This window comes from Acidobacteriota bacterium (genome assembly GCA_028874215.1).
GTDB lineage: Bacteria > Acidobacteriota > UBA6911 > RPQK01 > JAJDTT01 > JAJDTT01.
The window spans coordinates 18,928-44,297 of record JAPPLF010000103.1 but is presented as its reverse complement, the minus strand read 5'-3'; the positions used below and the strand labels follow the sequence as shown (position 1 = coordinate 44,297).

General features: G+C 63.9%; 23 protein-coding genes. 6 read left to right on the top strand and 17 right to left on the bottom strand.

Annotated elements, in window-relative coordinates:
- Positions 1–98: 98 nt before the first annotated feature.
- A complete protein-coding gene (locus tag OXT71_21650) occupies positions 99–1,334 on the bottom strand; it encodes an integrase arm-type DNA-binding domain-containing protein (GenBank protein ID MDE2929000.1) in 1,236 nt (411 codons plus the stop codon).
- 246 nt (positions 1,335–1,580) lie between these two features.
- Between OXT71_21650 and OXT71_21645 the strand changes: the two genes are divergently transcribed.
- The 4 genes from OXT71_21645 to OXT71_21630 all read left to right on the top strand — a co-directional run bounded on the left by OXT71_21645 (position 1,581) and on the right by OXT71_21630 (position 7,012).
- Positions 1,581–2,378 (top strand): phytanoyl-CoA dioxygenase family protein, encoded by a 798-nt coding sequence (locus OXT71_21645; GenBank protein ID MDE2928999.1) that lies wholly within the window; start codon positions 1,581–1,583, stop codon positions 2,376–2,378.
- Between the two features lie 29 nt (positions 2,379–2,407).
- Entirely contained in the window at positions 2,408–4,030 is a 1,623-nt protein-coding gene (locus tag OXT71_21640; protein MDE2928998.1) for a sodium-coupled permease, read from the top strand.
- A gap of 152 nt (positions 4,031–4,182) precedes the next feature.
- The gene (gene queC / locus OXT71_21635) at positions 4,183–4,896 is read left to right on the top strand and encodes a 7-cyano-7-deazaguanine synthase QueC (protein MDE2928997.1); all 714 of its coding nucleotides are present in this window, start codon (positions 4,183–4,185) and stop codon (positions 4,894–4,896) included.
- Between the two features lie 43 nt (positions 4,897–4,939).
- The gene (locus OXT71_21630) at positions 4,940–7,012 is read left to right on the top strand and encodes a thioredoxin domain-containing protein (protein ID MDE2928996.1); all 2,073 of its coding nucleotides are present in this window, start codon (positions 4,940–4,942) and stop codon (positions 7,010–7,012) included.
- 6 nt (positions 7,013–7,018) lie between these two features.
- On the opposite strand, the gene rdgB is transcribed toward OXT71_21630, so the two are convergent.
- The 12 genes from rdgB to OXT71_21570 all read right to left on the bottom strand — a co-directional run bounded on the left by rdgB (position 7,019) and on the right by OXT71_21570 (position 19,302).
- Entirely contained in the window at positions 7,019–7,594 is a 576-nt protein-coding gene (gene rdgB / locus OXT71_21625; GenBank protein ID MDE2928995.1) for an RdgB/HAM1 family non-canonical purine NTP pyrophosphatase, read from the bottom strand.
- Positions 7,578–8,378, bottom strand: coding sequence for a ribonuclease PH (gene rph, locus OXT71_21620; GenBank protein ID MDE2928994.1), 801 nt, complete (start codon positions 8,376–8,378; stop codon positions 7,578–7,580). The genes rdgB and rph overlap by 17 nt, the downstream gene beginning before the upstream one ends.
- 36 nt (positions 8,379–8,414) lie before the next feature.
- Entirely contained in the window at positions 8,415–8,999 is a 585-nt protein-coding gene (locus tag OXT71_21615) for a GerMN domain-containing protein (GenBank protein MDE2928993.1), read from the bottom strand.
- Complete coding sequence (locus OXT71_21610; protein ID MDE2928992.1) at positions 8,996–10,597, bottom strand: N-acetylmuramoyl-L-alanine amidase; 1,602 nt, start codon at positions 10,595–10,597, stop codon at positions 8,996–8,998. The genes OXT71_21615 and OXT71_21610 overlap by 4 nt, the downstream gene beginning before the upstream one ends.
- 162 nt (positions 10,598–10,759) lie before the next feature.
- Positions 10,760–11,638: a UDP-3-O-acyl-N-acetylglucosamine deacetylase gene (lpxC, locus tag OXT71_21605; GenBank protein MDE2928991.1), complete on the bottom strand. Its 879-nt coding sequence runs from the start codon at positions 11,636–11,638 to the stop codon at positions 10,760–10,762.
- 187 nt (positions 11,639–11,825) lie between these two features.
- Complete coding sequence (locus OXT71_21600) at positions 11,826–12,674, bottom strand: hypothetical protein (protein MDE2928990.1); 849 nt, start codon at positions 12,672–12,674, stop codon at positions 11,826–11,828.
- 91 nt (positions 12,675–12,765) lie between these two features.
- Positions 12,766–13,782, bottom strand: coding sequence for a ThiF family adenylyltransferase (locus OXT71_21595; protein MDE2928989.1), 1,017 nt, complete (start codon positions 13,780–13,782; stop codon positions 12,766–12,768).
- Between the two features lie 23 nt (positions 13,783–13,805).
- Positions 13,806–14,546: a hypothetical protein gene (locus OXT71_21590; protein ID MDE2928988.1), complete on the bottom strand. Its 741-nt coding sequence runs from the start codon at positions 14,544–14,546 to the stop codon at positions 13,806–13,808.
- A 233-nt stretch (positions 14,547–14,779) separates the two neighbouring features.
- Positions 14,780–16,081 carry a Gfo/Idh/MocA family oxidoreductase gene (locus tag OXT71_21585; GenBank protein MDE2928987.1) on the bottom strand — a complete coding sequence of 434 codons (1,302 nt, stop codon included), beginning with the start codon at positions 16,079–16,081 and terminating at the stop codon, positions 14,780–14,782.
- Positions 16,078–17,151, bottom strand: a complete 1,074-nt coding sequence (locus tag OXT71_21580) for a sugar phosphate isomerase/epimerase (protein MDE2928986.1) — start codon at positions 17,149–17,151, stop codon at positions 16,078–16,080. Before OXT71_21580 ends, OXT71_21585 begins: the two co-directional genes overlap by 4 nt.
- Positions 17,152–17,207: 56 nt before the next feature.
- Complete coding sequence (locus tag OXT71_21575) at positions 17,208–18,164, bottom strand: hypothetical protein (GenBank protein MDE2928985.1); 957 nt, start codon at positions 18,162–18,164, stop codon at positions 17,208–17,210.
- A 34-nt stretch (positions 18,165–18,198) separates the two neighbouring features.
- Positions 18,199–19,302 (bottom strand): cache domain-containing protein, encoded by a 1,104-nt coding sequence (locus OXT71_21570; protein MDE2928984.1) that lies wholly within the window; start codon positions 19,300–19,302, stop codon positions 18,199–18,201.
- A gap of 368 nt (positions 19,303–19,670) precedes the next feature.
- Here OXT71_21570 and OXT71_21565 point away from each other — a divergent pair, with 368 nt between their 5' ends.
- Both OXT71_21565 and OXT71_21560 read left to right on the top strand, forming a co-directional pair.
- Complete coding sequence (locus tag OXT71_21565) at positions 19,671–20,891, top strand: PQQ-binding-like beta-propeller repeat protein (protein MDE2928983.1); 1,221 nt, start codon at positions 19,671–19,673, stop codon at positions 20,889–20,891.
- A 149-nt stretch (positions 20,892–21,040) separates the two neighbouring features.
- The gene (locus tag OXT71_21560) at positions 21,041–21,190 is read left to right on the top strand and encodes a hypothetical protein (protein ID MDE2928982.1); all 150 of its coding nucleotides are present in this window, start codon (positions 21,041–21,043) and stop codon (positions 21,188–21,190) included.
- Between the two features lie 130 nt (positions 21,191–21,320).
- On the opposite strand, the gene OXT71_21555 is transcribed toward OXT71_21560, so the two are convergent.
- From OXT71_21555 to OXT71_21540, 4 genes are all read right to left on the bottom strand, one after another.
- A complete protein-coding gene (locus tag OXT71_21555) occupies positions 21,321–21,725 on the bottom strand; it encodes a PIN domain-containing protein (protein MDE2928981.1) in 405 nt (134 codons plus the stop codon).
- Entirely contained in the window at positions 21,722–21,922 is a 201-nt protein-coding gene (locus tag OXT71_21550; protein MDE2928980.1) for a type II toxin-antitoxin system VapB family antitoxin, read from the bottom strand. The genes OXT71_21555 and OXT71_21550 overlap by 4 nt, the downstream gene beginning before the upstream one ends.
- Before the next feature lie 176 nt (positions 21,923–22,098).
- Positions 22,099–23,634, bottom strand: a complete 1,536-nt coding sequence (locus OXT71_21545; GenBank protein MDE2928979.1) for a hypothetical protein — start codon at positions 23,632–23,634, stop codon at positions 22,099–22,101.
- Positions 23,631–25,355 carry a sialidase family protein gene (locus OXT71_21540; protein MDE2928978.1) on the bottom strand — a complete coding sequence of 575 codons (1,725 nt, stop codon included), beginning with the start codon at positions 25,353–25,355 and terminating at the stop codon, positions 23,631–23,633. The genes OXT71_21545 and OXT71_21540 overlap by 4 nt, the downstream gene beginning before the upstream one ends.
- Between the last annotated feature and the right edge of the window lie 15 nt (positions 25,356–25,370).

Genomic DNA, 25,370 nt, shown 5'->3' with positions numbered 1-25,370 from the left:
GGGCACGACACGACACTTTTCAGCGGTCAAAACCGACCTCCCGGATGCCAACTCGAACGCCAGCTCCCGAAGCCGGCCGGGGGAACCACCACGGCGGCTCAACGCCGCCGACCGGACACCAGTTGCCAGCTTTCGCCAGCCAGATAGCCCGCCCAGTCCTCCATGAGCACGCGCCGCCGCTCGAACAGGTCCGTGCGCCGGTACGCCGCCTCGACCTTGTTCTTCACCACATGCGCCAGCGCCGCCTCGACCACCTCGCGTGGATGATCCGTCTCCTCCGCCGCCCAGTCCCGGAAACTCGACCGGAACCCGTGCGGCACGGCTGCGATCTGGTTCCAGCGCAACAGCTTGCGCAACCGGCCGGCGCCGAGGGGCTTTCCGCCCTCCCGGGTGAAGATCAACCGGGCGTCTCCATCCTCCAGCGTCCGTGCTTCCTCCAGAATCTCCATCGCCCGGCCACACAGCGGCACCCGGTGCTCCCGTTTGGTCTTCATGCGGGTTCCGGGAACCGTCCACGTCCTTCGCGCCGGATCGATCTCCGGCCACTCGGCCCACCGCACCTCGCCCCACCTCGCCGCCGTGAGCACCAGAAACTCGAAGGCCAGCATGGACACGGGCGCCGAGTTCGAGGCCCACACCTTCCGGAGGGCCGCCCCCACCTCGCGATGCGGCAAGGCCGGCCTGTGCCGCACCACGGCGTCCTGTGCTCCGAGGACCGACACGACGCGGTCGCAGGGGTTGTCGGTCCGGTATTCCATCGCCACGGCCCACTCCAGGACCGTGCGCATGCGCTGGCGCACGATCTGGGCCGTGTGTGACTTCACGTGCCAGATGGGGGTGAGGATCTCCAGGACATCGCCGCTCGTCACCTCCGAGACCGGCATCCGGCCGATGCGGCGAAAGGCGTAGCGCCGCAGGCTCACCATCCAGTCGTGGGCCTGCCTCGGATAGCGCCAGCCGGACCGCTTCTGCTCCACCACCCGCTCGGCGGCTTCGGCGAAGGTCGGCATGTTCCGCGTGCGGCGTCTCTCGGTCAGGGGATCCCCCCCCTCGCGGGCCAGCTTGCGGTTGGCCCGCGCCTTCTCGCGGGCCTCGGCGAGGGACACCAGCGCCACACCGCCGAGACCGAAGTCGCGGCGCCGACCGCGGATGACGAGGCGTTGGATCCAGCTTCGGGCTCCGTTCGGCCTGACGTAGAGGTACAATCCGTTGCCGTCGCAGTGTTTGCCCGGTGGGGCGGAGCGCACGAAGGCGGCGGAAAGCGCCTTGTGGGGGTGGCGGCCCTTCGGCTTGGTTTTTCGGAGCGGAGCGGGAGAACTATGTACATCATTCACTACGCCATAATAAACGGGATGGAGTGGGATATCAAGGGACGTCAGGGGAGGCCGAAACAGGGTGAGAACCGGTCTAAACTAAAGAAAATCAAACACTTATAAGATATTCCGGGATCTCTGTGGATACCCCTGGATTCTATAGAGGTGTGTAGGAGGACGGCACTCCTCCCTCTACACTTCCCAGCGACGGCCACCATGTTATCTTTGTCGGGTTGTGACTCTGGAAATGAACCGCGGACACGGCTTATGAACCTGGATAAAGCGTTGCACCACTTGAAGCTGGACGGGTGGTGCGTCCTGGATGGGATCATCCCCGAGTCCCGGGTTCGCGACATCCGCCGGAGCGTCCGGTCGGCGGTGGAATCCAGTGGCGGGTCCGTCAGGATTCAGGGCGTGGGCGCCCGGACCGGGCTTCTGGCCTTCGATCAGTCCTTCAGCCCCTATCTCGCGGACCGGAGAATCCTGGCTATCGCAGAAGCCCTTCTGGGCAAGCCGGTACGGATCTCCTTCACTACGGCCATCATCAACTATCCGGGGAACGAGCGGGGCCGCTGGCACGCCGACTGGCCCTTCAACCAGAACAGCGCCGGCCACATCCCGGCGCCCTACCCCGACATGGTCGCCCACCTGACCACCATCTGGATGCTTTCGTCCTTCTCGGCAGAGACCGGGGGCACGCTGGTCGTGCCCGGAAGTCACCGGTCTCCCAACAACCCCACCGGCGAGAACGGCGTCGATCCCACCCGCGCGTATCCCACCGAGATCCACGCCACCGGACGGGCCGGCAGCGTGCTGATCTTCGACAGCCGGCTCTGGCACTCGACGGCTCCCAATCGGAGCGGCCGTCCCCGCGTTGGAATGGCGGTCCGATACGCTCCCTGGTGGCTCAACATCGATATCCTGAGACCCGGCTCGATCGAGCGCACGCAAATGGTGGACGAGACGGGAGGAGACGAAAACGAGCAGGTCCCGGTTCCGGCGTCCGTCTACGAGTCTCTGCCGGCGCGGGTCAAGCCGCTCTACCGTCACTGGGTGGCCGACTAGCCGGAATTTCTCACCAGGTGACTCAAAGCATGATGAAGTGGTTCCTGGCGGCGGCAACCCTGTCCATGGGGCAGGTACTGGGTCAGCCCGAGGCCGGCGCGGCGGCGGCCGGCTTCGCGGGCAGCGGCCTGCACTGGATCGACGGAGTCATCATCGCAGTCTACGCCCTGGGGATGATCTCCCTGGGCTGGTACTACCGGCGGCGCCAGAAGAGCCTGGACGAGTACTTCGTGGGCAACCGGACCATGAACCCGGGGCTCATCGGCATCTCCATGTTCGTGACCCTCTTCAGCACCATCTCCTTCCTGGCCACACCGGGCGAAGTCTACGGAAAGGGGCCCGCCATCCTGACTTCGTCTCTCTCGATTCCCTTCTACTACCTCATCGTGGGTTACCTGATCGTCCCGGCCTACATGCGCTTTCGGCTGATCAGCGCCTACGAACTGCTGGAGCAGAAAAAAGGCCTGAGCGTCCGCCTGACCGGCGCCGTCCTGTTCATCATGCTCCGGTTGACCTGGATGTCGCTGCTCATCCACCTGAGCGCTCAAGCCATGCTTCTGATGCTGGGTCTCGAGCAGGACAAGCTTCCCTACGTGGCACTGGTGATCGGAGCCGTGGCCATCACCTATGCGTCCTTCGGCGGTCTGCGGGCCGTGGTCATCACGGACTTCCTGCAGTTCTGCCTCCTGTGCGGCGGGGCGCTGCTGGTGGTGATCACGGTGACGGTTCGCCTCGGCGGATTCGGTTGGTTCCCCACCGAATGGAGCCCCTCCTGGGACACTCAACCCCTGTTCAGCCTGGACCCCAACGTCCGGGTCACGGCGTTCTGGTCCATCGTGTCGGGAACCCTCTGGTGGGTCTGCACGGCCGGAGGCGATCAGACCGCGGTCCAACGCTTCATGTCGGTTCGGGACGTCAAGGCGGCGCGGCGGTCTTTTTTGCTGAATTCGTTCGCCGGCATCCTGGTGAACGTGATTCTGGCCCTGGTGGCCTTCTCACTGCTGGGTTTCTTCGAGGCTCGCCCGGAACTCCTGCCCGCAGGCGTCGATGCCGATCGAGTGTTTCCCTACTACATCGTTCACCTGCTTCCCATCGGCGTATCGGGCCTCGTGATTTCCGGCCTCTTCGCCGCGGCCATGTCGAGTGTCGACTCCGGAGTCAATTCGCTCACGGCGGTGGTGGTGACCGATTTCGTCGGCCGGTTCCGGCGGCGCGCACTGAGCGAAATCGCGCGCGTCCGTCTCTCGCAGGCGCTGGCTCTCGCCATTGGACTGATCGTGGTCCTGGGATCCTCGTTCGTGGTGGGAAACGTGCCGGGCAACTTCGTGGAAATCGCGCAACGCACCCTTCATCTGTACGTCGGCGCCCTCTTTCTGCTCTTCTTTCTCGCCATATTCGTACCCTTCTCCACCGCTTCGGGAACTATCGCAGGGTCGCTGGCGGCCCTTCTGGCGGCGGCCTGCGTGGCCTACTGGGGTTCGCTGAACCAGATGACCCTGGACCTGGGTTGGGTTCCGTTGTCGGAACGGACCGGAATCGTGGACTTCAGCTTTCAGTGGATCCTGCCGGTATCGCTTCCCGTGGGCCTGGCGGCCGGCTGCGTGGTCAGTTGGATCCAGCGGTGTATGAGGAAAGGAGCAGCGGTTTCCTGACCGCCGGCTTCCGGAGTAGCCTTGACCGAACGCGTTTCGTGGGTGACTGGAAGTCTCCCATTCCTCCATGCTCCACCGGAGTTCGGCGGTTGGAAACCGCCGCTCCCCCCCTGTGCTAATCTCTGCATGGGCCGGTTGAGCGAAGGGAAGCCGTGGTTCGAAAACGAGTCGTTCTGACGCTTTCGGGAGGGATGGACTCCACCACGCTTCTGTATCAGCTTCTCTCCCAGGGGCATCACGTCCAGGCTCTGGGCATCGACTACGGACAACGGCATCGAAAGGAACTCGGCGCAGCCGCCGGAATCTGCGCCCGGGTGGGAGTTTCCTTCAAGAGCGCCGATCTTTCCGCGGTCACGGGATTCCTGGCGGGGAGCGCCCTCACCAGCCCGGACGTCGAGGTCCCGTCGGGGGAGTACGATCCGGAGAGCATGAAGGTCACCGTGGTCCCCAACCGCAACATGTTGATGCTGGCGGTGGCCCTGGCCTGGGCCATCTCTTCCGATTGCGGCACGGTCGCCTACGCCGCCCATGCCGGAGACCACGAGGTCTATCCCGACTGCCGCCCCGAATTCGTCCGGGCTCTGGCCAGGACCGCCGGCCTTTGCCACTACGAGCCCATCGAACTGACGGTCCCGTTCCTGCACCTCACCAAGGTCGACATCGTCCGCCTCGGGACCCGGTTGGACGTTCCGTTCGGTCTGACCTGGAGCTGCTACCGGGGTGAGGATCTGCACTGCGGCCGGTGCGGGACCTGCAGGGAGCGATCCGGCGCCTTCGCCCGCGCCGGTGTTGCGGACCCCACCGTCTACCGGAGCCGGCCGGCCTCGGCTCCCGCCGGCGTCCCGGGGTCGATCGGCGCCCAATGAACGGATCCAAAGCGCAGGACCCAGCTTTCAAGGGAGCTCGAACATGACCGCATTCGGCACTCACCGCCCCAACCGGCTGATTGACGAGACCAGTCCCTATCTGATCCAACACGCCTACAACCCGGTGGACTGGCATGCCTGGAATGACGATGCCCTGTACAAGTCGAAGGAACAGGACAAGCCCATTCTGCTGAGCATCGGATACTCCTCCTGTCACTGGTGCCACGTCATGGAGCACGAATCCTTCGAGAACGAGCGCATCGCCGCCCTGATGAACGAGGGATTCATCAACATCAAGGTCGACCGGGAGGAGCGGCCCGACGTGGACTCCATCTACATGAGCTTCGTCCAGATGACCACCGGGAGCGGCGGTTGGCCGTTGACGGTCTTCCTGACGCCGGACCTGGTCCCCTTCTATGGGGGAACCTACTTTCCTCCCGAGGACCGCTATGGACGTCCCGGCTTTGCCCGCATCCTCCAGGGCGTGAAGGACGCCTTCGTGGAGCGCCGCCAGGAGATCGAAGCCGGGCGGAGCCGGACGCTGCAACGGCTGGAAGAGGCCTTTTCGTGGGGACTGGCCCCGGGCGACCTGGACTCGAAGATCCTGGATCAGGCCCACGATCGCTGCTACCAGCAGTTCGACCATCGCCTGGGCGGCTTCGGGCAAGCCCCCAAGTTCCCCAGTTCCATGGTTCTCGCGTTCCTGGTGCGTTATTGCAGGAGAACCGAACGAACCTCCGCCCTTCGGATGGTCGACGTGACGCTCAACGAGATGGCCCGGGGCGGGATCTACGACCAGTTGGGCGGCGGGTTCCACCGCTACTCGGTGGACGACCGCTGGCTGGTGCCCCACTTCGAGAAGATGCTCTACGACAACGCGCTCCTGGCGCGCGTCTACCTGGAGGCCTGGCAACTGACGGACAACCGTTTCTACCGGCAGATCGTCGACGAGACCCTGGGTTACGTTCAGCGGGAGATGTGGGATAACGAAGAAGGCGGCTTCTACTCGGCCGAGGACGCCGACAGCGAAGGCCACGAAGGGAAGTTCTACGTCTGGAGCCTCGAAGAGGTGGAATCCGCCCTGGATTCGAAGACCGCGCGGATCTTCTGCGACTACTACGACGTCACCTCCCACGGAAACTTCGAGGGCTCCAACATCCTGCACCCCCGGCTGGAACGGAAACCCTACGCCGAGAGTCTGGGGATGGCGCCCGAAGAGTTGGACCGGCTCCTGGCGGGGGCCAGACGGCGGCTGTTCGCGATCCGGAGGAAGCGGATCCGGCCGGGGCTGGACGACAAGGTCCTGGCTTCCTGGAACGGCATGATGCTCACCGCTTTCGCCGAGGCCGCCTTCGCCTTCGACAGTTCCGAGTACCTGGAAATCAGCTTGAGGAACGGGGAGTTCCTCTATTCGGAGATGTGGACCGGCCACCGCCTTCACCGGAGCTGGACCATGGGCCGGGCGCGCCTCAACGGCTATCTCGATGACTACGCCCAAGTGGTCGAGGGTTGGCTGGCCCTGTACCAGGCCACCGGCGATCCGGTCTGGGTGGACCGCGCCGCCGAAGTCACGGATGCCCAGTTGGAACTGTTCTGGGACGCTGAGCAAGGAGACTTCCATTTCACCTCCAGGAACCACGAACGCCTGGTGATTCGCCACAAGGAGTTCATGGACAATGCCACCCCCAGCGGGAACGCCGTCTCCTGCCTGAACCTGCTCCGGCTCCACAAGCTGTTGGGGCGATCCGGCTACCTGGAGAAGGCGGAGAGCATGCTCCGGCGAGTCTCCCTGGCCCTGGAACGCCATCCGCTGGCGTTCGGCTACTGGCTACAGGCCCTGGACCACTACCTGGGCCCGGTTCACGAGATCGCCGTGGTCGGGAGCGAAACACAGCGGGCCCCGCTGGTCCAGGTGGTGAGGGATCAGTACCTGCCCAACAAGATCCTGGCGGTCGCGTCAGGCGAGGACGATGGCATTGGATACCAGATCCCCCTCCTGGCGGGAAAAACTTCCATCGACGGCGGGGCCGCAGCCTACGTCTGCCGGAACTTCGTCTGCCGGAGGCCGGTTCACACGCCGGAAGAACTGAAGCAGGCCATTGGGGCGGCAGGCTGATTCGAATCAGAATGCCTTGAGCCGGGCCCGAAGCTTCCGCAATGCCCGGGATCGATGGGAGATCCGGCTCTTCTGCTCGATGGTGAGTTGGGCGAAGGTCCGGTTCAGCGGCGGATAGAGGAAAACCGGGTCGTAGCCGAAGCCGTTTTCGCCCCGGGCCTCGGGAACGATCCGTCCCCAGACCTCGCCCTGTACCTGGATGCGCTCCTCCGGCAGGGACAGGCACATCGCCGAGACGAAGCGGGCCCGGGGACGGGAATCGGGCCACTCCGGATCGGCGTCCGCAATCAGCTTCAGCAGGGTCCGGATTCGCTCGCCGTCGTTGGGGGCCAGGCGGGCCGAATGGACGCCCGGACGTCCGTCCAGCACCTCCACGGCCAGTCCGGAATCCTCCGAGAGAGTGGGGACACCCGTGAGACGGGAGTAGTAGCGGGACTTGAGGGCCGCATTTTCACGGAAGGTCAGGCCGGTTTCTTCCGGCTCGGGGATCCGTGAATGGTCCGGCAGCAGATCCACCTGGACCGGGAGTCCTTCCAGGGCGTGGAGGACCTCCGCCACCTTTCCCTTATTTCGAGTTGCCAACAGGAATCGCAAAACGATTGGAGGCGGGATCGGGACGGAACAGCCGGGCGGCATCTTCCGTCGTGTCTTCCAATACGGCCCGCTGCCTGGAGATCAGTTGCCGGATTCCGCCGCGGGCCAATTCCAGGAGCCGATCCAGTTGTCCCTGGCCGAAGGGAGTTCCTTCCGCGGTCCCCTGGACCTCGACGTACTCGTCCTGACCGGTCATGACCACGTTCATGTCCACTTCGGCGGCGAAATCTTCCCGGTAGTTCAGATCCAACACCGGTTCGTCTCCCAGGATTCCCACGCTAACCGCGGCCACGGGAGACAGGAGGACCGGCTCCTGAAGAGTCCGTTCCCCATGCAACCGATCCAGAGCCAGGGCCAGGGCCAGGAAAGCCCCGGTGATGGAGGTGGTGCGGGTGCCCCCGTCCGCCTGAAGCACGTCACAGTCCAACCAGATGGTTCGCTCTCCCAGGAGGTGAAGGTCCACGACCGCCCGCAACGACCGCCCGATCAGGCGCTGAATCTCCTGGCTCCTCCCGGAGAGCTTTCCCTTGGCCACTTCGCGAATCATGCGGGTGTGGGTCGACCGGGGAAGCATCCCATACTCGGCGGTGATCCAACCCTGGCCGGCTCCCCGCAAGAAGGGGGGGACCTTCTTCTCGACGCTTGCCGTGCAGAGGACCCGGGTGTCTCCGCACTCCATCAGGACCGATCCTTCCGCATGCCTGGTAAAGCCGGTGGTGACTTTCACCGGCCTCAAATCGTCGGGACGCCGTCCGTCGTTTCTGCGATTCATCACTGTCAGTCGTCTCTCCGCCCGGGAGGGGCCATGTTACAGGAAGGGTTCCCCTATGGAAACGTGGCCGGAAAGCGTGAGTTCCGGCTTCCCCCCCACCAGGAACCGGACCTGATCGATCTCCCCCAGGTTCTCGACCAGCGACCTGGTGATGGAATGGATGGCGCACAATTCCATTCGGATCCCGCCGGCCAGGTTCTCGGCCGTCTTGCGGCTGATGTCCACCACCGCCGTCTTGTCCTCCAGAACGAAGATCTGCCGAATCGTGGCGTCTTGCCGAAAGATCGGGACACCCTCTTCCTCGGGGCCCTGAATCAGTTCGTCCACGATCTGCCGCGCATTGAACACCGGCTCACCCGTTTGCAGGACGGTGCGATCTTCGGACACGAGAAACCCTTCGCCGGGAGCCGTGGCGCCGGGCGCGCAGAAGAAGACACGAACCTCCATTTCACGCGAGGAAGTTCCTGAGCGGGACGGCATGCGAACCGGCTCCGTAACCTGCGGCTCCTCCAGGCCGACTCTTCGCTGCCGTTGCAACTCCGCCTCGGTGAGGTAGTACCCGACTCCCAGAGCGATGATGATCAACAGGAACAGGGAGAGCGCGATCCGCAGCTCGCTCATTCCGGATCACTCCCGTCAGAAGGGCCTTCCAGGAAGGCAACGACCCCCGAAGCCAAGGCCGAAATCAGACGCTGTTGGAAGAGTTGCAAGGTCAGGTTCAACCGGTCCACCGCGTTGGTCAATTGCCCGAACTCGACGACGATTCCCGCGGCCGCCACCGGCTGCAGCACCGTCAATGGGGCTTCGATGACCTGATTCTCAACCTCGTAAGCTTGATTCAGGCTCTCCTGAACCGCCGCGGCCAGATCCCGGCTTCGCGGCTGGTATCGTTCCTGGCCCATTTCCCAGAGAACGAACTTTCCCTGCTCTTCGGGCTTCGGTTCGGGTTCCGGTTGGCTCACCACGATCTCGACGGCGTTCTCCTCCTCCTCGGTCTCCCCGGTTTCCGATTCCGGTTGCGGCAGGTCCGGAGTCTCGCCGTCCTGGAGAGCCAACGACTCCTCGTCCGGTTCCTCCGGCTCCGGCGGAGGTATGACTGGGGGTTTCCCATGAAAATAGACTACGCCGCCCCGCATCTCTGCGTCCGGCGCACGTCCCAGATGGAGGCTCAGGTAGGCTCGAGTTCGATTGGAGTTGCCCACGGCGCTACGCTGGGCCGCGGAGAGATTCACGTCCCGGTCCCGGGTCAGAACCACCTCCAGGCCCCGTTTCCGAAATTCGTCTCGCAACTGCAGCGCAAACTGGAGGGCCAGATCCTTCTCGACAAACCCCTGCTCCCCCAGATCTCCTTCCCAGATGCCTCCGGAATCGCTTCCGCCATGACCCGGATCGACGACAATGACCGGCCTCTCCCGCGGGCGCCGGGTCGTGCTGAGACGGGATCGCCGCGCCGGAGCCGGATCGGGACTTCCGGCAGTGGCCGGGACCGCTCTCGAGGCGCTGGCCGGAGCCCTCCGCATACTGCCGTGGATCTCCACGACCCTGCTCGAGGCGCCGCTGGCTCCGACGTCGCGGTACCGGCGATAGTCCTGACCCTTGTGGATGCGGAACGTTCCGAAGGGGTCCCGGGAGTTGAACTGCAGCGCGGACACCAGACGGGACGAAGCGGTTCCCCGCTTGGCGCCGGGACGAACCCGATAAGGCCCGAACTCCACTTCGACGTAGCCCCGCCGGTCGTGGACCCGGATCGGACCCGGCCGGCTGGTGGTGAACTCGATCCGGACGTGACTGGGGTGATTCGTCACCTCCACCTTCACCCGGTTCAGATCCCGGGGTTCGAACCGATACCTGGCTGCGCCGGTCTTGGAGAAACGCCCCGGTAGGACCGGCGCCAGCGCCCGAATCAGGAAATCCTCCGGGATGTACCAGTCGGAAGGGCCTTTCTTCCATGCCGCGGAGGACATGAGCAGATAGTCGACTCCCCCCCGTACCAGCGGTCTCCCGTCCAGAAAAAGGAGCTCTCCCCCGGGACCGGACAGATTGAACCGGTCATTCGACTCCCAGCCTTCGAGCCGGAGGGCGGAAATCAGGTTCTTGAGGCTGACGTACGACTTGCCGGACCGCCGTTCCATCGCCACCGCCGCCCTTTGACTCCCCAGGTCCAGCAGCAGCTCTCCCCGATTCTGGGCTGGCAATTCGGGGCCGAGAAAGACCAGCATCCAACCGGCGGCCGCGGCCACACGGAACAGGCGTTTGAGGCAGGGAAACGGACACCCCCTCCCCGATTCACCCCGAATTCCGGAAGCGCACAGCGGAGGACACGGCATCAGGCGCAATTATAGTGGAAGGGGTACGGCGACTTTTGCCGCCGGCGGTCAAACTCAGCCGGCGGCGGCACTCGCCACCGCCGGATCCAGCTCCGATTCGGCGACACGCCAGCGGGACGCGTTTCGAAACAACGCCGTCGCCAGAGCCGTGTGCAGAGCGTGTCCGGCCTTGTAGGCCCGGACATGCCCGATCACCGGGCTGCCGCAGAGGGAGACGTCGCCGATCAGATCCAGGACCTTGTGGCGAACGAACTCGTCGGGCGCCCGGAGCTCACCGCTCATGACGCCGTCGTCGCTCAAGACCACCGCGTTTTCGAAGGAGCCGCCCCGGATCAGATTGTTGTCCAGGAGCTGGCGGACTTCACGATAGAAACCGAAGGTCCGGGAAAAAGAGATCTCCCGTGCGTAGACCTCAGGGGTCACCTCCAGGTCCAGCCGTTGGCGGCCGATGACGGGATGGGTGAAATCGATCTCGTAGGTCACGCGAAAAACCGGCGAAGGCTCGATGGAGACGAACTTCTCCCCGTCCGTCAGCCGGATCGGCTTTTCTACCTTGATGAAGGTCCGAGGAGCATCCTGCTCCTCGATCCCGACACCCTGAAACCCCTCCACGAAGGGCTGAGACGACCCGTCCAGGATCGGGACCTCCAGGGAATCGATGTCGATGTAGAGGTTGTCCAGGCCGAGGCCGTAGACGGCCGACAAAAGATGCTCCACCGTCGAGAGCATCACTCCGCGTTTCATGAGGGTCGTGGCCAGGACCACGCGCGAGACGTACCGGCGGGAGGCCTCGATCTCGAAACCCTGCAGGTCGACGCGGCGGAAGACGACGCCGGTCCCCGCCGGCGCGGGCTTCAATTCGACCGCCACCCGGCATCCGGTGTGGAGCCCGATTCCTTTGAGTTTGAACGGCCGGCGGATGGTCCTCTGCATCTGGCCTGCACCGTGTTGCACGTTTCAGGCCAAAAACGAGGAAAGCCTTTATTTTCAGTGGATTTCGTAATTCGAACGCCGCTGCGGGGAGCGCGGAGTGTGACCTGGAGTCCACAATGGTGTGGACCGCAGGACACATACCGTTTAATGGTAAACGCCGTCAGGGGCCGTGGTATTCCGGCCGGGATCAGTCGCTCCGCCGGCCCTTTCTTCTCTTCTCCCGCTCCTTCTCCGCTTCCCGTTGCGCCTTGGCGTCCCGCTCTTCCTGCTTCTTCAGCCGCTTGGCCATCTTCTCTTCCCACTTGGACTTCTTCTTCTCGTCGATGGCCGGCTCCAGGAATTGGGATTCGGGAATCTGCAGGTTGTAGGCCAGGTCTTCAATGAAGAACTGCTGCGAAATTTCTCCGTCCAGGTAGATGTCCGTCCGCAGGGGGGTGTGAACTCCCTGGATGGTGTGCCAGTTATAGAACTCCCACTCCGACTTGTGGCGCAACCCGGTGTCGTCCGTGTACTCGTTCTCCACCTTTTCGGGAAGGTGGCTGCTCAGGTTGAAGAAGACCACCACCGAGTTGTTGGAGGCATCCAGAAACTCCACCGCCTCGAACTCGCCCTGTCCCGCGATGTCGTCGGGCCCGTAGTAGTAGAGGCTCATTCCTTCTTCGTCGAGGCGCTGCTTGATGATGAAGTTGAGGTCCTTCCGAACCGCCTTCAACCACGAATCCAGTTCCTTGTCCGGAATCTCCTCGACCTCGAATTCGCCTTCCAGCGTCCAACCCTTGTTCAACTCCATGTTGTGAACGGCGACGAACTGCTCCTTCTCGTTCTTCCCCCTTTCGTGACGGGATTTGACGGGATCGTAGACGGTCCAGTCCCGATACCGCGTGAATCCCTTGCGGCCCTTCCGGAAGAAGAAGTACCGGCCGGACGATTGGGAGTTCCGGACCTGCAGGTAGGCATCGCCCCCCATGGCCGTCACCGCCGCGTCGATCACCTTCCGGGCCTTCTCGTCACCCGACTCCCGGGCCAGCGACGGCATCACAAGAGTGGTCGCCAGAAACCCCGCCCCGACAGTGAACCAACCGCGCCACCGACATGATCTCCGTAGTTTCTCCAACATGATTGCACCTCTAACAGCCAATGTAGCGAGCGTAGATGGCCCGGGCCTCCTTCTCGTCCTCCGTTCCCCGGATAATGGCCCGTCCGTCGCGGAACAGAGCCAGCTCGTAGCCGTTGACCTCCAATTTCATCATATAGTCGTTCAGGCTCACGCTGCCACTGGGCCGGAGCCGCCGGGCGACTCGGGACAGGTCCGTTCGCGAGTCTCCGCCCGCCTGGACCTGGACCGCGTTCCGGCCGCAGAGTCGAACCGAACGGCGCCCCTCCGTTCCCTTCAGAAAGCGCAGCTCGAGCGCCCCGCAACAGGGACAGTCCGGGACGCGCGCACCCTCCAGCGAGACCAGTTTCATCCGGTTCTCCCAGACATCCGCCTTCAGCATGGTGGACGCCGGCTCGGCGCCCACCAGAATCTTCAGAACCTGGGCGACCTGGTAGGAGGCCACGATATGGACGACCGGCGCCAGGATGCCGCTGGTGTCGCACGTCTCGGCGCTGCCGGGCGCCGGCGGCTGCGGAAAGAGGCACTGGAGGCAGGGCGTGACCCGGGGGCGGAACGCGAAGGCCGTTCCGTAACTGCCGACGCAGGCTCCATAGACCCAGGTCCGGCCGGTAAGGAGGGAGTAGTCGTTCAACAGGTACCGGGTTTCGAAGTTGTCGGTGCCGTCCAGAATGAGGTCGCTGCCGGCACAGAGAGCCTCCGCGTTTCGATGAGTCAGGTCCTCGACCACGCCGTCGACCGTGACTTGGGAGTTCATGGCGCCGAGAATCGACTCGGCCGCCACCGCCTTGGGCAGGGCCAGGCGGGCATGGTCCTCAGTGAAGAGGCACTGCCGCTGCAGATTGCTCTCTTCCACGAAGTCGCGGTCGATCAGGCGCAAGGAGCCGATTCCGGCTCGGACCAACTGCTCCGCGGCCACGCTGCCCAGGGCCCCGCAGCCGACGATCACCACCCTCGACCGGGCCAGGCGTTCCTGTCCCCCGGCGCCGATGGGAGGGAAGAGGATCTGACGCGAGTAGCGCTGGTTCACGGTTCAGCCTCGGAATCGACGGATCAATGCTCCACCGGCACGCCATTCAGCAGTCCCGCATCGTGCATGGCGTTCCACTCGTCCAGAAAGGTCTGGTTCCAGGTCTCCGTCAGGGGATGTTTCATCATTTCCTGGAAGATGTTCCAGAAGATGATGATGCCGTCGGCGCCGTCCCGGAGCGCCCGGTACGCCGTGTCGGCGGAGCGGACCAGGGCGGCGGTGATGAACGGGCGGTGCTCCCAACCCCGGAACATGGCCACACACTCCCGGACCAACTGGGTGGGATCGCCTCCCACCTCCTTGACCGGCTCGCAGAAGGGGAGGATGTGGGTGGCGCCGGCCTGGGCCACGGCCGCCGCCTGGGTCAGGGAGAAGACGGTGGTGCAGAAGGTCTCGACGCCCTGGCGCTTCAGTTCGCGGAAGGCGCCGAGGCCGTGGACGGTGCAGGGGATCTTGAGGATGATCCGGTCCGACATGCGGGTGAAGACCTCGCCGACGCGGAGCAGCTCTTCGGTGGAGTGGCCGTCGATCTCCATCACCACCGGTTTGTCGGTGATGTCCAGGTAGCGCTGGGCGACGTCCACGATCTGGCCGTACTTCTGGACCATCTGGTTCAGGACCACCGTGTTGGTGACGATGCCCGCCGCTCCCAGCGGCAGCCACTTTTCCAGGTCCGCCGGATCGCCGGCCAGCCAGATGGCGGGACCGGTTCCAGTGGATCTTTCCCGGGTGCAGAGTCCTGGATTGTCGTTCTGTTGTGTCACTTTGCGCTCCTAGGATAGACCGAGATTCAGACTCGAAGTTTCAATTTCCAGAGGGAAGAGTGGTCGTTCCGGAGGGCGGGTTGGGGTCCGCCGTTGGTTGTTGAGTTCATTTGTTGGTTCGGAATTCGGCGATAAGGATATCGCCGCCCCATTCGGCGATAAGGATATCGCCGCCCCGTTCGGCGACAAGGATTTCGCCGCTCCGTTCGGCGACAAGGATATCGCCGTTCCTGTCACACCGACCACGGGCCACGGTAATCTTTTGTCAAGAGCCGGTTGGCGCCCGGGTGATTGGTGATGGTCTCGGTCTCCGGATCGAACTCCAGCACCTTGCCCGTCCGGTAGGCGACCTCGCCCAGGTGGACCAGCGCGCAGGACCGATGGACCTGAAGGGCGGGGGCCAACGGTTGGTTGCGGGTCCGGACGCAGTCCAGGAAGTTGGACAGGTGCGTGCCTTTGCCCCGGTCGCGGACGGCTTCTCCGACTCCCATGGAGGGGCCTTTCTCTTCCTTTCGGCCCAGGTAGACCTGGAAGAAACCCCGGCGGGAGAAGACCATGAATCCCTCGGTTCCGTAGAAGGCGTTGCCGCTGTCCACGCCGAAACTTCCGTAGGGGGTCCAGGCCCGGTCTTCGTAGATGAGCACCTTACCCTCGGCGAAGTGGTAGGCCACCATCATGTTGTCGGGAAACTCCCGCTCCACGCCCTCCACGTGGACCCGGCTCCCATGCGCCGTGATCCGGACCGGATGGGTCTGGGGAGCGAGGCCGAAATGCGCCATGTCCAGGTCGTGAATGCCGTCTCCCCCGATGTCCCCGTTGCCGTAGTCGCGATACCAGTTCCAGTAACCGTGAAAGCGGTTGGGATTGAAGGGCCGCTTGGGCGCGGGACCCAGCCACATGTCGTAGTCGACTCCCGCCGGGACCGGGACGTCCGGCACCGCCTTCCGGTGCTTGTGCCGCTGCTTGTTCCAGGCCTTGGACATCTTGACCTCGCCGATGACCCCCGCGTCCAGGAGTTCACGGGCCTTGGCCGTGACCCGGCTGGAGCGCATCTGCGTGCCGTGCTGGACGATGCGCCCGGTCTCCTCCACCGTATCGACCAGGACGCGTCCTTCCCGAAAGACGTGGGAGCCCGGCTTCTCCAGGTAGACGTCCTTGCCGGCTCGAAGGGCCCGGACCGCCATGGGGACGTGCCAGTGATGGGGCGTGGCGATCACTACGGCGTCGATGGAGGAGTCGTCCAGGACGTGCCGGAAGTCCTTGACCAACTTGGGCGACTGTCCGGTGGCGTCGCGGACCTTCTTGGACTCCCGCTCCAACATGCTCTGGTCCACGTCGCAAAGGGTGGCGCAGACGGCATCCGGGACCTCCACGAGACGGCTCACGTGGACGCGACCCATGCCCCGAAGTCCGATGACGGCCGCTACGACCCGGTCGTTGGCCGAAACCCGGCGGGCCGTGGCCGCCAGAGACGAGACTGTGGCCGCGCCGGCGACCGACACGTTCATGAATTCCCGGCGGGTGACGCTTTTCATGCCTTCCCTCCCTCTTGGTTGGAAATGTTTTCAGCCTGGACCTTCCGGATCATCCCGCTGAGCCTCTGGTAGTTGATCTTCATGGCATCGATCCGGGTTCCGCCCGGTGGAATGAAGTGGGTCGCCAGCGACAGGACCGCATCCGAACGATGGTCCTGCAACCGGCGGAGGATCTCCGGGTAGTCCACGTCGCCGGCGCCCAAGGCTCGATACTCGAACTTCAGGTTCAGGCCGTCCATGACGTGAAGGTCCTTCAGGTGCAGGCCGTGCAGGTAGGGGCGAATGTTGTTGAATCCGGCCGTGGCCACGTCCCATTCGCCCGAATTGAAGTTGTCGGCCGGCCCCCACATGACCTTCAACCGGGAGGACCCCACGGCCTCCACCACCCGCCGGAAGTTGCCGGTGGTGTTGGTGTAGTTCCAGGGCATCATGGAGAGCGCCACGTCCACCCCGTGCTTCTCGGCCGCATCCGCCACCAGCGTGAAGGCCTCCACCAGCTTCTCCATGTCGACCCTGGCGATGTACCCGCCCCGGGTCAGCCAGCGCATGGGCCAGGTCGGCTTGCCCGCCTTGTACTCTCCGGGCCAGGCGAAGGTGAAGGACCCCACGGCGCCGACGCCGATCCGGGAGGCGATCTCCATGCACCGCTCCAGCTCCGCCAAGTGGGTTCGGAACCCTTCGTGCTCGGTGAGCTTGTCCTTCTTCAGGTCGGTCAGGTGAATGTGCTTGAAGCTGGAGCCGGCACTCAGCAGGAAGATCTCCAGCCCTTGGCGCTGCACCCGTTCCGCCATGCGGTCCGCCTCGGCGTCACTCATCCGGGCGACATCGACCTCATCCTTGAGCCGGTTGAACCAGACCGACTCCACGCCGATCTCCTTGGCCGTGGCCAACGCCTCGTCGAAGGGGAGTTGAAGCTCGGGCAGGTACATCCCCAGCTTGAACCGGTACCGGTCCATTTCCGCCGGGGGCCCCGCCGCCGGCCGGGCTTCCCCGGCGGACGAGGTCAGCCCATAGGCCGCGACTCCTCCCAGAGCGCTGCCGGCATTTCGAAAAAACTTCCTTCTCTTCATCCGATTCCCCCTTGTTAGTCAGCGGATCAAATCGTCACGGACCTTCAATCGTCAACTCAGGAAATGTTCGCCGCCCGGCCGGGATTACGGATCAGGATGGCGTCCACGGCGTCCTGTCCGACTCCCTCCCGCCGCAGTCGCGGCAGAAAATCGCTCCAGAAATAATCGTATCCCCTACCGCCGTTCGCCCGCAGGTGGGAGAGACGGCAGGTATCTGTGGCCACCAGCAGTTGGTCCTGGTAACCCAATCGGACCAGCGAGGCCAGACGGAGGGCCCGGATCTCATCGGTCGGACAGCCGGGCCACTCATCGACCCAGCCGATGAGATCGAATTCCACGTAAGCGCCCCGGTCCAGAATGGGCAGATAGTATTCCAGGTCCTTTTCCTCGTCGTCGTGGTAGTGGGCGTCACAATGCCCGATGACCACGCGGGACAGGTCGGCTCCCGCAGCCTCCAGAACGTTCAACTGGGCATGGCCCGCCCGTCCCAGGGCGGCGTGGGTGGAGATGAGGGCGCCGGTCCTTTTCTGGGCACCGGCGGCCGCCTGAAACACCCGGGTCTCTCCTTCCGTCAGACGGTATCCGAGGAAATCAGGTTCGGGCCGGTTGTGGCTTCCGATCTCGCCGATGAAGCCGGCCGGAATGCCCGCCCCGCCCTCCTCGATCTCCCGAACGAAGAAGTCCTCGATCTCATCGACGGTGGCCGTTTGCAGCCACGCGGGGTAACTGTCCTCCTGGTAGAAGGCGATGCCGCGAACGATGTGGACGCCGGACGCCTCGCTGATCCGGCGCAGGGCCTCGGCGTCTCCGTCCAGGTCCACCGGGGTCACCTCCAGAATGCCCCGTCCGCCGGCTGCCTTGAACGAACCCAGTTCGCGGACGATCAACTCCCAGTCAATCATGGCGTTGTCGAGGTTGCCGGAGTGGCGGGCGATGTTGCAGTAGAGATGCTCGTGGGCCAGCGCGGGTCCGAGTTTGTCTTCCGGTATCTCTCCGAGGACGGTACGAATCATCCTTCAATCGAATTCGAGCGGAGATCGGCCGTGGTCAGATTCGCTCCAGATGGGGGTCGGCCTCGATCACGGGACCGGAGAGGATTCGGGAAAAGATCAACGCCAGAACCAGCACCAACGCGACGCCGAACACGGCGAAATAAATGAACCAGCTGTTCAGGTTCCGAAAGGGGGAATAGACCTCTTCGTAGGGCTCCTGAACCACCAGAATCCAGTCCAACTCCGCCATCCGATCCCTGATCCGAAACTGCGGCAATCCCAAAAAGACTTGGCGTTCCTCCGCCGGCAAAGCCCGAATTTCGGTCGCTTCGACGAAGCGCCGGCCCGGTTGTTCCAGAGAGACGGCCTCCGGGAACCGGTAGCGCACCGTCCGTTCCGGGCCCAGAATCCCCGTGCCGTCGGCTGCGATGATCACCGCCTCGGTGTTCGGCCCCAACCGGGTCGCACCCACCAGCGCCGAGATCTCGTGGGCGTCAGCGATTGCCTTGATCACACCGATGACCTCGTTCGAGGCGGGATCTCGAACCGGGTAGGCGATCTCCATACCGTAGACGTTGGCGCTCTCGTCGAACTGGATGTCTCCGTGGAAGGGGTTTCCCTGCCCCTCCTGATAGGCGCGCTGCCACCACCGCTCGTCTCCCTGAAAATAGTCGCTGGTCTTGTTGCTGGCGGCGACCAGGCGCCCCAGGGCATCGGTCACCAAAATCTCCCGGAAATCGGCGGTGATGCTGTTGAACTTGCGGACAAATCGGGACGCCTCGTTGTTCAGGATCCCGGACTGCAACCGGGAGTTTTCCGGATCCTGGGTCAGCCAATCCCCTTCCCTTTTCTCCACTTGGCTGTCGAGTTCGGTCCCTTCCAACCGGTTCCGGTTGGAAGCGGACACGGCCTCCAGGATCTCGGACACGCGGGTCAGGTTGCCCACCTCGTTGCTGATCCGCTCCAGGTAGTTCATGAGCTGGGTCTGGGCGCTGTCGGCCGACTCGCTGAAGTGGTTGGCCACCACCTCGGTGTAGGTCGTACGTGCGCCGTTGATCAGCACCACATGTCCGATGATCAAGGGTGGGATCCCCAAAAGCAGGAAGAGGATCAAAATCCTGGGCCGGATACGTATCTTGGATCTGGTCTGTTCAGCCATGGGCCCACCTCCGGTTTTGCGTATGGCGCGGCAGGACTTCCACCACCAACTGCTGAGGTTCATGTTACCCCTCGGGGTGTACCGGATCAATCGAAGCCGGTCCCGGGCAAGGCGATATTCGGCTGAATCCAGCGATCAAAAAGCCGCCGGAAAATTTCTTATTGAAATTGATTTTCAATAGCGTTAATTTCTGTTCGGCGCCCCAGGATGGACAGGCTCCCGTGGAAGGAACTGCATTCGCCTCCTCCGGCCGGTTACACCTACATGGACGCCCGGGACGGTTGGCACGGGTCGGCCTGCGTTGGAGCTTCAACCGTGAATGCCCCCCTCCTCAAACGAGTCGTAGATCCAGAAAGAGGAACCGCCATATGAAACCAATGCCGCACCACTCACGCCGGAGATTTCTTGCGGCCTGCCTTGCCGTTCCCTCCCAAGCCGCCCGGTGGACGGGGTTTCGCGGGGAGGGGACGAGCCAGGCATCGGGAAACGGCTATCCGCTCGAGTGGTCCCCCGGGAAGAACCTGGCGTGGGACACGCCACTTCCCGGATACGGCCAGTCGAGTCCGGTGCTCCATGGCTCTCAGGTGTTTCTGACGGCATTGGAGGGTCCCTACAAGGAGACTCTTTCGATCCTGTCGCTGAGTCTGGAGACGGGAGAACTCCTCTGGCGGAGGAACGTCTCGCCGACCCAGCGGATCAAGGTCAGCAACATGGTCAGCAAGGCCGCCCCGACGCCCGCCGCGGACGCCGATTCCGTCTACGTCTTCTTCGAGACCGGGGAGTTCATGGCGCTCAGCCATGCGGGCGAGATTCGCTGGCAACGAAGCCTGGTCGAGGAGTACGGCGAGTTCCAGGGGCGTCACGGCATCGGCAGCTCCTTGCGGCTCACGGAGAACGGTGTCGTGGCGCTGGCGGCCCACAGCGGTCCCAGCTTCCTGTTGTCGGCGGACAAGAAAACCGGGGAGAACCTCTGGAGAACGGAGCGGCCCCAAGGCATCGCCTGGAGCACGCCGGCCGTCTGCCGGTACCGGAACCAAGAGATCATTCTGGCCGGAAGCGGCGACCGGCTCGACGCCTTTCGCAGCCGGGACGGAAAGATGCTCTGGAGCCTGGACGGATTGGAAGGGAACCGGGTCCCCTCCCCGACTCCTTTCCCCGGCGGCGCCATCGTCGGCTCCAGCAAGAGGGGGCACAACCTGGCCATTCGCTTCCCGGGAGAGGACGAGGCCGGCCCCTCAATCCTGTGGAGAGCCGCGAACGCCACCACCTATTTCTGCTCGCCGCTGGTCTATCGGGACCAGGCCTATTTCGTCAACAAGTCCGGTGTCGCCTATTGCCTGAGCCTGGCCACCGGAGAAGAGCTCTGGACCCGGCGGCTCCAAGGCCAGAACTGGGTCTCCCCCATCGGCGCGGGAGACCAGATCTATTTTTTCTCAATGAGACAGGGAACCGATGTCCTGCGCGCCTCGAGCCGCTTCGAGAAGCTGGCCGAGAATCCTCCGCTGGCGGCCGGCCGTCAGTACGGCGTCGCAGCGGCCGATGCCGCTTTCCTCATCCGCTACGGCGAAAGGCTGATCAAGATCGCCTGATCTTAGCCCCCAAACCAAGGAGAGACGACCATGTTGGATCAATGTCAATAGTATGAATTCCAAGTCCTTTCCCGGCGCGAGAATATCGGAGTCGTCGCATCGTCAGCACCTACAACGGCAACGTCCAGGTATTGGAGACCGCTGATGGCGTGTGGAGGATCGCAGCCCGGCTCCAGGACGACCGGTTCTTTCACCGCATGCTGCCCTACGGCAGGCGGCTGCTATTGGTCGGCGGCGCCAGCATGCGGAGCGGCAAGCGCCTTCACTTCGAGACGATCGTACCGTCCAGTTACGACTGACCCACTGTCGTGGAGCGAGGAATTCCCCTGCCGGGGATTCTGTCCCGGAGCAACCTTTGGAAAACACGCGTCAATGCTAAAAAATGATTTGTGTTCGTCAATTTCGTAGCGACCTGGGTAGAAATCAGGGTTAGTCCGCCCTCCACAGCCGGAGTGGCGTGTACTCTGCGATATGAATGAAATCCCGGTCGGTCGACAACATGACGAGCTTGTGGCTGATGCAGAGCTGTGCGAGCAGCGCATCGATGGTTCCGACCTGTATGCCGTTGCGACGGCATTCGTTGCGCAGGCGGGCCGCGGAGATGTGATCACCGCGCGTCGGGACGATCATGGCCATGGCCGAGAAGCGGTCGATGAGCTGTGTCCGGGCGCGCGGACCGTGGAAACCCTGCAACAATTCCTGAAGCACGAGTCCGGTCGTGTAGACCGTGCCCCCGACGAGTGCCTCCCGGAGGCGCCGCACCTCGGAAACGTCCGGCGGCGAATCACGCCTGAGTGCAATAGACCAGACACTCGTATCCACGAACAGGTTCACTGACGGGAACGCTCGCGCTTGTAGTTGTAGTCGTCGTCCCAATCCAGTGTGCCAAACAGACCGAGCAGTCGTTCCTGACTACGGCGGGCAATGAATTCCCGCAAGGCGCGGTTGACGGTGGCCTTCTTGGTCTTTTCGCCACTGACCGCCAAGGCTTGTTCGAGCAGATCCGGATCTATTCCAAGGTTCGTTGCCATCGCGTCACACTCTACACATTATATTACACAGCGATCTACACAAATACCGCTTTCCAGGAGGCGAGTCGGCGAACACCCGGCGGAATGAGCATGTGGAAATGGAGGACCGGAAGTGGGGGTAGGAAATCCCCCGCTCCTTGAGTGATGAGGAATGGGGGACAAGAATGTCCCCCCTCCTACCGGAAACGAAGGGAGTAAAGGTCGGCGTCTCTCATGGAGATCATGAGACGGACCGAACGACCCGCGAGGCTCTCGACGCTGGAAACGGCCCGCCACTTCACCTCCCGTTCGATTTCGTCCCCGTAGATCTCCGGGCAATCCTCAAGGGAGTAGCCTGGGAACGGATTGCCCGCCTCATCCTGGATCTCCACCCGGATGCTTCCGGCTGCGGAGGTCGAGTAGTTGAGGAACAGCCTCGACCCGGAGAACACGAAGGGCCGGGTTCGAACGGCACCTCCCGGGTAGTGAGCGCGAAGGGACACGAATCCATCCTCACGAAGTACCGCGCGGCGGATCCGGACCTGGTCCGTCTTGCCCTGCTCGGCGTAGTACAGAGACATCTCGCCCGGTGCCGTGGGGACCAGCGTCGGGCCCACCTGGATGGCCCGTTCATGCCAGTTCAAGGGGTTCGGGCCGGGCCGGAGGAACGCCTCCATGAAGCGCCGGTCGAAATTCACGCCGTCCCGGCTGAACATGAAAACCACCTCCGACTGTCCGGGCGCCGGCCAGTCGGCGTGAAACTTCCGGGTGGGGTGATACCGTTTCGGGAACATGAGGATCAGGTCGGGACGCCGATAGTAGGGCACGGCCGAGTTCTTGTAGAGGTGCTCCAGCGGCGTCTCGCCGAGACCGATGTACTCGGGCTCGGACCAGTTCCGGAAGTCCTTTGAAGTGAAACGGCGGATGTCCCGGATCCGGCTGATTTTCTCGACCACTCCCGAGGGGCGCCCGATCAGGACATGGTAGGGTCCCCTGCCCACCGTCTTTCCGTCCAGCGGCCTGCTTCCGCGGCGGTACCAGCCCCGGGCGTAGATGGAATAGCGCCCCCGGGCTTCGTCCCACAGAATGATGTTGTGGGAATCGAAGGCCCCGTCTCCCAGCGGCGGCACGACGATGGGTCCCTGCCGGACCATGCGCCAGCGCAGGCCGTCGGGGGAGACCAGGCCGTACAGCAAGGCGATCTCCCGGCCCGAAGGCAGCTTGGTCCCCTGGTTGGTGATGGCCTTGTAGCGCTCCTGAGGGTCCGCCTCGGGGTTTCCGTCCTTGACGACGGAGACGGACCGGCCGATGCCCCCGGGCACCGGCCAGACGAGATTGTTCTCCCTCGACCCGTCGTGCTCGATGAGGCCCAGCTTGGGCTTCACCCAATGGATCCCGTCCAGACTCTCGGCGTAGGCGGTCAGGATCGGTTTCTCCACCGCCCGGGCCCGATACCACATCCGGTACCGGTATCCGTCCTTGATGACCACCGGATTGTAGATGGCGTGGTCCTCCCAGGGACGGTCGCGCCGCAGAACGACCTCCCGCGGCTCCGGCCGGTGAAGAACATGCCGGACGTTCTCCAGGCTTTCGATCAGCCAGTCGTCCCAGAGAGGCTGGAGCTCGCTTCCCACTTCCCGCACTTCGGAGGGAGCCGGGAAGCCCGTCGAAAACAGCCCGCAGAAGAGCAGGCCGGCGGCCAACAACCAGCCCCGTGCCGGACGCGAGGTCATGTGAGGAAGTCCCCGGGTGAGAAATACACCCCGTAGAGATGGGCCTTGGTCCGGGGGTCGCCCCGGTTGCTGTAGTCCACCATGAAAATCCGTCCGTCCTCCAGCTCCACCCAGGAGGAGTATCCGTTGTCGGGCCGGTGGGTGGCGGAAGGCGTATTGGCGTGGAGCTCCAGCATGTGGTCCAACTGGTACTGGTCGGGATGCTCGCCGCTGTCGGCCCGCCACTCCCACTGGTGATGCGGCTCGGTGTCGTTGCTGACCTGGTAGGCGGCGCGGCTCCACCAACTCGTTCCTTTGCCGTTCTCCGCCCGTCCGAACCACGTCTCCAGCAGCGGAAAGTCGTTGTAGAGAGCCCGGCTCATGACCACCTTGCCGTCGACCTGGACGGTGAACAGGCCCTTCCAGGCGTTGAGCCGGACGTTTCTCGGCTTCGTCATGTCCAGTTCGTGCTTCAGGTCGATGCGGCCGCCGCTGGCCCGGTCGGGTCCCAGGTCCCGCTTGGGCGCGTAGAGCCGGAGGCCGTTGCTGCAGACGTCCAGCCTCCGTTCCAGACGGCCGATCTCCAAGGAGGCGACGGGCTGATCCGTTGGTCCCTCGACTCGAAGCACCGCTTCCAGAAACAGGTCGCTCCGGAAGTTCTCGGGAGGAAGAAGAATGTACTGGGTCACGCCGCCGGGAACGTCATCGACGCGCAGTTCCCCCGATTCGAGCTTTACCCGGTCGTGGTAGTGGACTCCGCCCGGCTGGAATCCGGGATTGCGGCGCAGGTCTCCGATCCAGGCGTGGGTGCCCCGGTTCCCCGACCGGTTCCGGTAGGTGACCAGGACCCGTCCGTCGGGCAGTTGCTTGGCGTAGGGACGGTCTCCCGCGAAGGGCATGGGTTCGGGCCGGCTCCAGTTCCGGCCCCCGTCGTTGGAGAAGCAGAGGTACGAGGGATAGCCGTGATGGTTGCTCTCCCTCAGCACACAGGCGAGGGAGCCGTCGGAAAGGACCACGATGGCGGCTTCCGAATGATGGTGGACCGTGTCGGCCGCGACGATGCTCCGGTCCTTCCAGGTCATCCCGCCGTCGGTGGAGCGCATGACCAGGACGCCGATCTTGCGCGTGGCCTTGAAGAAGATCTGGGAGGCCATGAGCAGGGTTCCGTCCGGCAGCTCCACGATCCGGTCCGGCTCGAAACCGGGAACCCCTGTCAGCCGGGGCACGCTCCAAGTCCGCCCCTCGTCCGAACTGAACCAGCTCCAGATCCCGGGGGGCTGGTCCTCGTGGATGTGGCTGAAGTCGTTCTGGTCGCAGATGATGACCAGCCGCCCGTCGCTGAGGCGGCTGATCCGCGGGGTCACCCAGCGCTCCTCGCCCTTTCGAGGGTCCGCCTCCGAGACGACCCGGGGAGTCCCCCAGGTCTTTCCATTGTCATGGCTTTCGAGGGTCGTGAGCCGGGTCGTCTCCTGCGGCCAGTGGGCGTCGCAGTCGTTGTAGACCAGCATCAGCTTCCCGCCGGGAAACCGGATCAGGTCGGGGTTCTTGGTGAAGCGCCCCTGGGGCCGCCAGACCGTGACTTGCCGGTCGGCAACGGCGTCGAGGGAGCGCATTCGGCTGCGGCGGCTGGGGGACGGTGCGGACAACGCGGCTCCGTGAAGAGCCGGGGCGACAGAGGCGAGGACGCCGGCGCCCAGGGTCCGGCTGAGGAAACGGCGTCGGTTCAGGTTCACTCTTTTCATTTGGGGTTTCCCCTC